Origin of the sequence: Mycobacterium sp. (assembly GCF_049281135.1) — a bacterium.
Classification (GTDB): Bacteria; Actinomycetota; Actinomycetes; order Mycobacteriales; family Mycobacteriaceae; genus Mycobacterium.
In genome coordinates, this window is sequence record NZ_JBAPRN010000549.1 from 1 (window position 1) to 9660 (window position 9660).

Annotated in this window: 10 protein-coding genes; 7 read left to right on the forward strand and 3 right to left on the reverse strand. The window is 64.3% G+C overall.

The annotated features are described in order from the left end of the window. Positions 1–127: 127 nt before the first annotated feature. Positions 128–262: a hypothetical protein gene (locus WAN02_RS21420; protein ID WP_422266228.1), complete on the reverse strand. Its 135-nt coding sequence runs from the start codon at positions 260–262 to the stop codon at positions 128–130. A 42-nt stretch (positions 263–304) separates the two neighbouring features. Here WAN02_RS21420 and WAN02_RS21425 point away from each other — a divergent pair, with 42 nt between their 5' ends. Next, positions 305–772, forward strand: a complete 468-nt coding sequence (locus WAN02_RS21425; protein WP_422266229.1) for a cupin domain-containing protein — start codon at positions 305–307, stop codon at positions 770–772. A gap of 495 nt (positions 773–1267) precedes the next feature. On the opposite strand, the gene WAN02_RS21430 is transcribed toward WAN02_RS21425, so the two are convergent. Together WAN02_RS21430 and WAN02_RS21435 are read right to left on the reverse strand one after the other, a co-directional pair. Beyond that, positions 1268–1816, reverse strand: a complete 549-nt coding sequence (locus tag WAN02_RS21430; protein ID WP_422266230.1) for a nuclear transport factor 2 family protein — start codon at positions 1814–1816, stop codon at positions 1268–1270. After that, a complete protein-coding gene (locus WAN02_RS21435; protein WP_422266231.1) occupies positions 1813–2463 on the reverse strand; it encodes a nitroreductase family protein in 651 nt (216 codons plus the stop codon). Before WAN02_RS21435 ends, WAN02_RS21430 begins: the two co-directional genes overlap by 4 nt. 231 nt (positions 2464–2694) lie before the next feature. On the opposite strand from WAN02_RS21435, the gene WAN02_RS21440 reads away from it, so the two are divergent. From WAN02_RS21440 to WAN02_RS21465, 6 genes are all read left to right on the forward strand, one after another. Beyond that, positions 2695–4350 (forward strand): nitric oxide reductase activation protein NorD, encoded by a 1656-nt coding sequence (locus WAN02_RS21440; RefSeq protein WP_422266237.1) that lies wholly within the window; start codon positions 2695–2697, stop codon positions 4348–4350. Between the two features lie 91 nt (positions 4351–4441). Then, the gene (locus WAN02_RS21445) at positions 4442–5293 is read left to right on the forward strand and encodes a CbbQ/NirQ/NorQ/GpvN family protein (RefSeq protein ID WP_422266232.1); all 852 of its coding nucleotides are present in this window, start codon (positions 4442–4444) and stop codon (positions 5291–5293) included. Positions 5294–5386: 93 nt separating this feature from the next. Next, entirely contained in the window at positions 5387–6505 is a 1119-nt protein-coding gene (locus WAN02_RS21450) for an ABC transporter substrate-binding protein (RefSeq protein WP_422266233.1), read from the forward strand. 7 nt (positions 6506–6512) lie between these two features. Beyond that, positions 6513–7637, forward strand: a complete 1125-nt coding sequence (locus tag WAN02_RS21455; RefSeq protein ID WP_422266234.1) for a spirocyclase AveC family protein — start codon at positions 6513–6515, stop codon at positions 7635–7637. Next, a complete protein-coding gene (locus WAN02_RS21460) occupies positions 7630–8622 on the forward strand; it encodes an SDR family oxidoreductase (RefSeq protein ID WP_422266235.1) in 993 nt (330 codons plus the stop codon). The genes WAN02_RS21455 and WAN02_RS21460 overlap by 8 nt, the downstream gene beginning before the upstream one ends. A 10-nt stretch (positions 8623–8632) precedes the next feature. Beyond that, a partial coding sequence (locus WAN02_RS21465) for a cytochrome P450 (protein WP_422266236.1) occupies positions 8633–9660 on the forward strand: 1028 nt, incomplete at its 3' end.

Here is a 9660-nt window from a genome sequence, read left to right on the forward strand (position 1 = left end):
CCCAACGCCGGGCGCGGGTCCACCTCGCCCTTGCGCGCCCGCCTGTTCGGCCAGGTACAGGTATTTCGTCAGCGTCGTGTTCTTCGCGTTGTGCGGGCAGCCGGTGAAACAGCGAGCGCAGTATCGTTCACACCGTTTCGTTGTGGTCGGCGACGAACTTCATCTGGCGCCGGTGCTGGGCGCCGAGCAGTGGCCGATGGGTTTTGATTCCGCGCCCCGGTAGTTGATAGGGGCGTAGCTGGATAATCTCGATGTCTGACATCGAAGTCGCCCAAATCCCGCTGACACCGAATGAGGACGACGCATGAGCATGGCATACCTGGCGCAACCGGAGCAGCAGCAGCAATTGGAATGGCTCGACGGCGGCACTCTGGCGATCTTGCTCGACGGTACGGCCACCAATGGCCGGCTGATGGTCGGACGTTTCGATGTGAGCGAGGGCGAAGCACCCCCGTATCACAAACACACGCGTGAAGATGAGGTCTTCATGCTGATCAAAGGCACCGCACTGCTCTGGTTGGACGACCAGGAGATGGAGCTATCTGAAGGCGGAATCGTCCTCTTGCCCAAGAACATTCCGCACGCATACCGCATTACATCCAAAAAAGCGGATCTGCTCATGATCAACACACCGGCGGGAATCGAAGGCATGTTCCGTTATGCCGGTCGTGACAAAGCAACGCCGCGCCCGGACGGCTTCGAAATCACGCCCGAACGGATGGCCGAGGGAGCGGACAAGTTCGGGCAGATCATTCTCGGTCCTCCGCGCTGAAACTCGCCGGATAAATGGGGCAATTGCCCGATGCGCACGAATCTGCCGAAGAGCAAAATCCCTGGGCATGAACCAACTAACCGCAGGGTGGGCAGCGGCGATGTTGGTGTCAGGCGGCTTCGCTGTGGCCGGCCCGGGTGCAGGTACCGCCCGAGCGGACGATGATTGTCGACCCGCCGCGATGGTCGACCACGTCTGCTGGGGGCCAAATCACTGGTGCCCGGGCGATTCCTTGTTCCACTTGACCCAGAACCATGTGTACAACCCGGTGACATGGGACATGAACGTCTGCCATACCTACTATCACGTTGCCCCGGACCAGGCTAATCAAGGTCAAGGCATCTATGAGGGGCCCAATCCTCCACCCCCGCAGAGCCTTCCGGCACCTGCGCCTCCCGGGCTGCCGCCGCCTCCAGGTATGTGCTGGAGCATGTGGATTCCCGGGCCTTGCCCTGGCGGCTAGGGGATCGGGGCGTCAGAGTCCGACGCCGCTGCTCACAGCGCAGCGGGGCGCTTGGCGCTGAGCGGTCGTGCGTACGACGGGTCCGCGGGGTCGTGACGGGATAGCGGCATTCCGACCATCATCGCGAGCACTTCTTCGGTGATGTGCGACTCGGATTCGGCATTGAACTCGACGATGCAGACGCGGTCGACGATTGCCCAGCGCCCGTCGCGACGCTCGAGTCGGTCCACGTAGCGACCGCCCGAGATAGTGATGTGGTTGGCCGGCTCGCGGTCGGTTCCGACGAAAAGATAATAGGTCTCAGAATGTGCCTCGTCGCCGTCGATGCCGACGCTGTGGTTGAGAAGGTAGTGCTGGTAACGGGTCTGAGTCGCGTGATATGCCAGCGCCCAATCGATGAAATCGTCGACCTCGCCGATGAATCCGACGTGATCATCGACTGCACCGTCGTGATAGGCCGACCGCAGCAGCGCGCGATCTTGGCGGTCTATACCTCTCGCGTACCGCTGCATGCAGTCATGAATCTCGGCGCGGTCGCTGAGTTCTTCGATTCTTGCCACGAGTTCGGCGTCCACGGTCACGACTGGTCCTCGTCTTTCCAGAAGTTCATCCGAATCACATCGTTGATCTGTCTACGCGGTGCCGGGCCGAACCTATGCCCGCCCCGCAATCGCGCCACCGGCAGCAGGCAGCCTTGGGTCACGCTTTCGGGCATGCCCAGCAAGTCTCTGACTTCCTCCTGGTGATGCAAATGCAGCGTCGTGATGCAGGTCCCGTAGCCGCGAGAATGCAGCGCCAGCTGGAAATTCCACACGGCGGGGAAGATCGAGCCGTAAAGCGTTGCGTGGTAGAAAGACTCGTCACCCGGCGTGCGCGGGTAACTGGATTCGTAACACGGGATCACCAGCACTGGTACCTTCGCCAGATTCTGCACGAGCCACTCCGTCGACGTCATGAGTCGCGCCTCGGGAGTGCCTGCGGGCATGAAATCGGCGATGAGCTGTCCGCCGACTTTGCTCAGATATGCCTGGCGGTACAGCTCGGCGATCTTTTCCCTCAGCGCCGCGTCGGTGATCACCGCCCAGCGCCACGATTGCTGGTTGGACCCATTGGGCGCGTGAAGCCCGATGTCGAGGCAGTTGCGGATCTCTTCGAGGTCGACCCGCGCATCCACATCCAAGGACCTGCGAGCGGACCGGGTTGTGGTGAGCAGCTGATCGACATCCATGTCTCTGCCTCCTGAGCTGCGATCACGTCGGACTCTACGAGGGAACAGATATTTGGTCAACTGAATCGGCACGACTAGGCCAGGCGCGAACTCGACCTTGTCGCGGGCCGAGGAGTCTCGTTGACTCCGTTCGGGCTGGGCCTCTACTCTGGAACAGATATTTGGTCGGATGGATGGCGGAGGTGGCCGGTGATTGACGGCGGTGATGCCGACCTCTTGCACGACTTCGGCATGTTTGCCACCGCCTTCGCCGGACGACCAGTGGCAGTCGATGACCAGCTTCCGGGCCATCCGCCGTGGACGGATGGCGAGACGGTCTTCATCGACACGTCGGCGCCATTCCGGGCGAACCTGGCGGCCATTGCCGTACAGGCATCGATGATCGCCGCGGGCAGCCTCGATCCCGACGTGGTCGGTCTATTGGCCCGCCATTCCCGTTTGGCCAAACGCTATTTGGCGATCGAGGGTCACCGTGCACTGGTCGCCAACGCCGACGTGTTGCCGCGCGTGCTGACCTCGTTGGGCGCCACCGACGTCGCCGCACGCAGCGGTTCGCCGGCACAGTCGCTGACCGTGGCGTCCGGCAAGGGGCAAATCGACGATCCGCCAGCCGAATTCGGCATCATCCGCGCGGCCAAGGTGCTGGCAGTTGGCGCGCGCGCGGCGAAACACACCGAGCAAGAGGTGCCGGCACATGTCCCGCGACGCGAACAAACCCAAGAGCTGACAGACCTCGGCGACGACGAGAACGAGGACAGCGACGATCCCGACCTGTTCAGCAGCCCAGTCGGGGGCGGCGGCTTCATCGGCAAGTTGCTGAAGAAAATGCTGTCCTCGGCGCGCAAGACCGGCAGCGGCGGAGGGCCGCCGGGTGCAGATACTCCGACGCACCGGACCAATTCCGGCAAACGCGGTGCGAACGCGGTGTCTTCGCTGGCGTCCGCGTCGGGTGAAGATGTCATCGATCACCTTGCCGACCTGCGATCCCGGGGGGTGAAATATCCGGAGTGGGATTTCAGCCGCAAGAGCTATCGGCCGGATTGGTGCACGGTGTTCGAAATCGAGCCCACGACAAAGGGATCGGCGAACTCGGCGATCGACGCCGCGATAGGCGTGCGGCGGCCGCTGGCGCGGCTCGGAATGGGCCTGCACCGCAGGCACCGTCAGTCGCAGGGCGACGACATCGACATCGATGCGGCGGTCGAGGCGCACGTCGAAGTGATGGCGGGATCGGTGCCCGACGAGGCGGTGTATCTGGACAGCCTGCGACGCCGACGTGACTTGTCGGTCCTGCTGCTGCTGGACATCTCGGGTTCGACCGCGGAGCCCGGCACGCTGGGCCGAACCGTGCACGAGCAACAGCGCACCGCGGTCGCCAACCTCACCGTCGCATTGCACGATCTCGGCGACCGCGTCGCGCTCTACGCGTACTACTCGCAGGGCCGAAGCGCGGTGAACATGGTTCCGGTCAAGCGATTCGACCACCACCTCGACAGCCAAGCGATCAGGCGGTTGAACAGCCTGGAACCCGGCGCGTACTCGCGACTCGGCGCGGCGATCCGGCACGGTGCGGCGGTGTTGGAAGCGCGAGGCGGTACATCGCGACGGCTACTGGTGGTGCTGTCCGACGGGCTGGCCTACGACCACGGATATGAGCGGGCCTACGGCGCGGCCGACGCGCGCCGTGCGTTGAGCGAAGCGCGCCGTCGCGGCACCGGCTGCGTCTGCCTGACGGTGGGGGCGGGTACCGACATCGAATCGCTGCGCAGAGTATTCGGAAGCACCGCGCACGCCAGCATCGCTGGTCCCGCTCAACTCACGAGTGTGATTGGGCCACTGTTCCGTTCGGCGATTCGCTCGGCCGAGGTGCGGAGGCGAGTCTCATGACGGACCGCGGCCCGGGCGGAATCCTTGAAACTAACATCTGTTCCACTTACGCTCCATTCACCGCAACGCAGCGGCCGGCGGAAGGGTAGTAATGGCTAACGAGCCCACGCTCGCTCACCAAAACGGTGTCGCCCCGACAGCAGGCGCCGCCCGCCCCTACTACACGGCAATCGGCAACGGAGAAGCCGTTTTCAGGGCCGCCTACCGTCAGGGACTGTCGATCGTCCTGAAGGGCCCGACCGGATGCGGTAAGACCCGCTTCGTCGAGGCGATGGCCCACGACCTGGGCCGGCCGTTGATCACCGTGGCCTGCCACGACGACCTCACCACGGCCGACCTGGTCGGCCGGTATCTGCTGAAGGGCGGCGAGACGGTGTGGGTCGACGGCCCGCTGACCCGCGCGGTGCGAGACGGCGCCATCTGCTACCTCGACGAGGTGGTGGAAGCTCGTCAGGACACCACCGTCGTGCTGCACCCGCTCGCGGATTACCGACGTCAACTGCCGATCGAACGACTCGGTGTGACGCTGGACGCGGCACCCGGCTTCGGCCTGGTGGTGTCCTACAACCCCGGCTATCAAAGCGTGCTGAAGGACCTCAAGGATTCCACGCGGCAGCGAATGGTTGCCATCGAGTTCGGCTTTCCGGCGCCCGAAATCGAAGAGGGGATCGTCGCGCACGAAGCCGGTGTGGATACCGCCACAGCGGCCGAGTTGGTGCGATTCGGCCAAGCCATCCGCCGCCTGGAAACCGGTGGCCTGCGCGAGGTCGCGTCGACTCGAGTGCTTATCGCGGCCGGTCGACTGGTCGCCGAGGGGCTACCCATGTGCGCGGCGGCCGAGGCGGCGATCGCCGGCCCGCTCACCGATGACGTCGCGGTGAGCCGCAGCCTCAAAGAAATGATCAATGTCTATCTGAGCGAGTCTGTCCGATCCGGTGATTGACGCGGATCAGCGGCGCCGCTAGGGTCTGAACAAATATTAGGTTTGCCAAGGCCGGGCAGCTAAACGTGGTGAGCGCGTCCCAGTGGAGGTCCCATGTCCTACGAAAGCACTGCTGAGCCGATCAAGATCGGCTATCTGATGGACTTCAAGCTCCCGCCGGGTTTCCCCGAGGAGCTGTTCGCCTCCTTCACTCAGACCTTCGACCTCATTTTCGAGGAGGCGTTGGAGCAGGGCCTGATGGACCGTCCCGTGCAGATGATCTATCGCGAGGTGGAGGGTCTGCCCAAGGGTTCGGTCAAGGCGGTGATCGACGCTTACGGAGAACTGGTCGACGAGGGCTGTCTTGTCGTGTTCGGACCTAACATCACCGACAACTGCGTGCCCATGAAGGAAGCGATCGAGGAGCGATTCAAGGTGCCCGCGATCAGCGTCTGCGGTACCGACGACTGGCTGGGCGAGTGGACCTTCTCCTTCCCGCAGGGCTCCATGACCGACGAGCCGATCTTTCTGACCGACCTGATCGGCAAGCGGGGGATCACCGAGATCGGTGTCCTGATGGAGCAGAGCCTGATCGGGCAGAGCTACTTGAAGAATCTGCGAACTGCTTGTCAGCGCAAGGGCATTCGGATCGTCGCGGAAGTCGCAGTGGCGCAGACCGCACAGGACATCAACGAAGCCGTGCGCACGCTGCACGATGCCAAGGCCGAAGCGATCGTGCACCTGGGCTTCGGCTTCGGCATCGTGTTCATCAATCCCGCACTGGAGGCGGTCGGCTGGGACCCGCCCCGCTTCACCACCACCGCGTGGCAGAACGCGTGGGTGAACCCGATCATGTGGAACGCGTTCATGGGCTGGACGGGCGTCGACCAGTACGACGAGGCGAACAAGATCGGCCAAGACTTCCTCGACGCCTACGCGAAGAAGTACGACGGCAGCCGCCCCGAGTTCTGCGTGACGGTGGTCAACCGCGACGTCGCCGCGACATTGGTGCGGGCGTTCGGCGATGCCCACCCGCTCAGCCCGCGCGGCGTCAAGGAAGCGCTGGAGCGGGTCAAGATGATGCCCGCCGCGTCGGGCGCTCCCGGCACGCGCGTGTCGTTCGGCAAGTGGACCCGCCGCGCCTGGATGGGCGCCGGCTATCTGGTCGCTCGCACGCTGGATGCCGACGGCGTCAACTCGCACCTCGTGGACCGCTTCGGGGAAGAAGGGTGAGGAACACATGAGTACCGATCAATCCACTCCGGTTGCCGCGGGCACTAGACCCGCTGTGCCGCAGCGTAAGTGGGGCGGCTGGATCGCCGGTGCGGCGCTGGCCGCCTTCGCGTTGTTCTTTATCGCGAATCGCCGCTGGGTACTCGACCCGCGCGTCGCCAACCCGAACGTGCAGGGCCGGCCGCGCCCGGTGAAGTTCATCTTCGGGCTGGACTACATCGGCTTCCTCGACGTGGCCACGTGCGTCGCGCTGATCACCCTGCTGATCGTGTTCATCCGGGGCTGGCGGCGCAATCCAGGCAGCCCGGTGATGCTGATGTTCCTGTGCACCACGCTGATCGTGTGGCAGGACCCGATCATGAACTGGTCGCCGTTCGCGGTCTACAACCCCGACCTGATCCACTGGCCGGAATCGTGGCCGCTGGTATCGATTTCGCCGACCGTCGAACCCTTCGTGGTCTTCGGCTACGTGATGTTCTACTTCGGCCCATACTTCCCCGGCGTCTGGATTCTGCGCAAGCTTCAGGCGAAATACGGCCCCGGGAGCTACTTTTCGCGTCACCCGCTGGTGTGCCTGGGCGCGATCGTCCTCGTGATCGGTTTCATCATGGACGCCTGGCTGGAGATCCAACTCACGCACGCAGGCATGTATATCTACTCGCAGGTGATTCCGTGGGGTTCGGTCTTTACCGGTACCACGTTCCAGTTCCCGCTCATCTGGGAGTCGTTCTCGGTGTGCTTCGTGATGGTGCCCGCGGCGATCCTCTGCTACCGCGACGACACCGGTAAGTCGGTGGCGGAAAAGCTTGCCGCCAAAGCGAAGCTGTTCCCGACGCGACCGGTGCTTGGCACGTTCCTGGTGATGTTCGCGATCATCAACGTGTCCTACTTTGCCTACGGCGCATGGTTCTGGGTCATCAAGGTCAGCCACGCCGCTACGTCGGTGGCCTGCCCGTGGCCTTATCCGGAAGCCAAAGTGTATGACCCGCAAGGCTATTACGAAAAAGCCGGTGCGCAGGGTCCGTACTCGGTGGGTATCTGGTCGACATGGGCCAGTGGAGAGCCGAACGGCCGGCCGCACGTCCAAGCACCGCCACCGGGTCAGGGCGCCTGCGCGAGCAAGAATGGCTGAGGCTCGCAGCGTCGTCATCACCGGCGCTTCCCGGGGACTCGGGTTCGCAACTGCCGCGCGCCTGTATCGCGAGGGGTGGCGCGTGGTCGCGGCCATGCGCACACCCGAGAAGGGCATGGCGCAGTTGCGCGAGGCGACTGGCGCCGCGGTCGACGACGATCGGTTGATCGGCGTTCAGCTCGACCTGGTGGACCACGCGTCGGTCACCGCAGCTGCCAAGACCATCGGGGAAGCCGTGGGCACGCCGTTTGCGGTTGTGCACAACGCGGGGATCTCCGCTGCGGGAATGGTGGAAGAGACGGATATGGCGTTGTGGCAGAGACTGTTTGCCACCAGCGTTCTTGGTCCCGTTGCGCTCACTCAAGCTCTGCTTCCGTCGATGCGAGCAGCGGGCGAAGGGCGCATCGTGCTGGTGTCCAGCGCGGCCGGTGTACGCGGTCAGCCGGCCACCGCACCGTACTCGGCGGCCAAAGGCGCACTCGAGCGGTGGGGTGAGTCGATGGCGGTCGAGATCGCGCCGTTCGGACTCGGCGTCACCGTGTTGGTGGCCGGCACCTACGACACCGAGATCATCACCGATGCCGGCACCACCGACGATCGCGACTTCAGCGGTCCGTACGCCCGGCTGCACAACACCATGAACAGCCGCGGGCGGTTCGCGATGCGGATGGCCAGGTCGCCGGAGAAGTTCACCGACGGAGTGGTCAAGGCACTCGCCGACACCGGGTCGTTCCGCCGGCGTGGCGTGGGACCGGACGCCTCGATGTTGTTGGTGTCCAGCCGGATTCTTCCTGCCATCGGCATGCATCACATGTCGCGGGTCGTGCTCGGGATACCCAAGCAGGGCTCAATGCGGGACGGGGCGTGGCCGTTGACGACCACTCAGAAGGCAATGGTGTTCGCGACGAAAGTCATTCCGCAGCCAGTGTTGCAACGCCTCGCGACGATGGCGGCCAAGCGCCGTCAGGGAACTGATGGGAACTGAGGAAACAAGCATGGAACAGCTTTTCGACGACCTGGACGACTTCGGCGCTTTCGACGACGCGATCTCCGGCGACGTACGCGACCCGTACACCGAGCTGGCACGACTGCGCCGCGAGGAGCCGGTGCAGCGCCTGGACACCTCGGGAGCGCTGCCGCACGAGGAATCTCTGCCGATGTTCATCGTGTACCGCCATGAGGATGTCCAGCAGATGCTGCGGGACAACGAGACATTTTCGTCGGCCGCCGTCATCGCGGCGTTCGGGCCGGTGCTCGGCGAGGGCGTGATGCTGGGCATGGACGAGCCGATACACGGGCGGCTGCGGTCGTTGGTGTCGAAAGCGTTCTCGCAGAAGTCCTTGGCGCGGTGGCAAGACGAGCTGGTCGGCCGGGTGGCGAACAGCCTGATCGACAATTTCGCGCCCAACGGCAAAGCGGATCTGGTGAAGGAGTTCACCTTCGACTACCCCAGCCAGATCATCGCGGGCCTGCTCGGCCTGCCGGAGAAGGACTACCCGCAGTTCCAGCGGTGGTCGATCTCGCTGCTCAGTTGGCTGATGAATCCCGAACGCGGGCTGGCGGCCTCGGCGGCCCTGTGCGACTACTTCGAGCCGATCCTCGAGGCGCGTCGCGCCGAACCGAAGGATGACCTGATCAGCGCGCTCGGTGCGGCCGAGATCGATGGGGAGAAGCTCACCAACGAAGAGATCTTCTCGTTCCTACGGCTGCTGTTGCCCGCCGGCGTGGAGACGACCTATCGGTCGCTGGGCAGCCTGCTTCTGGGGCTGTTGTCGGACCCGGAGCAACTGGGGGCGATCCGCGCGGACCGCTCGCTGATTCCGCAGGCGATCGAGGAGGGTGTGCGGTGGGAGCCCCCGCTGCTGACCATCACCCGGGTGGCAACCCGCGACACCGAACTCGGCGGGGTCAAGATCCCGGCCGGCTGCACGGTGATGCCGATGCTGGGCGCCGCGAACCGGCAGGAGGATCGCTACGAGGACCCCGACACCTTCAACATCCACCGGCAGGCCAAGGCGAATCT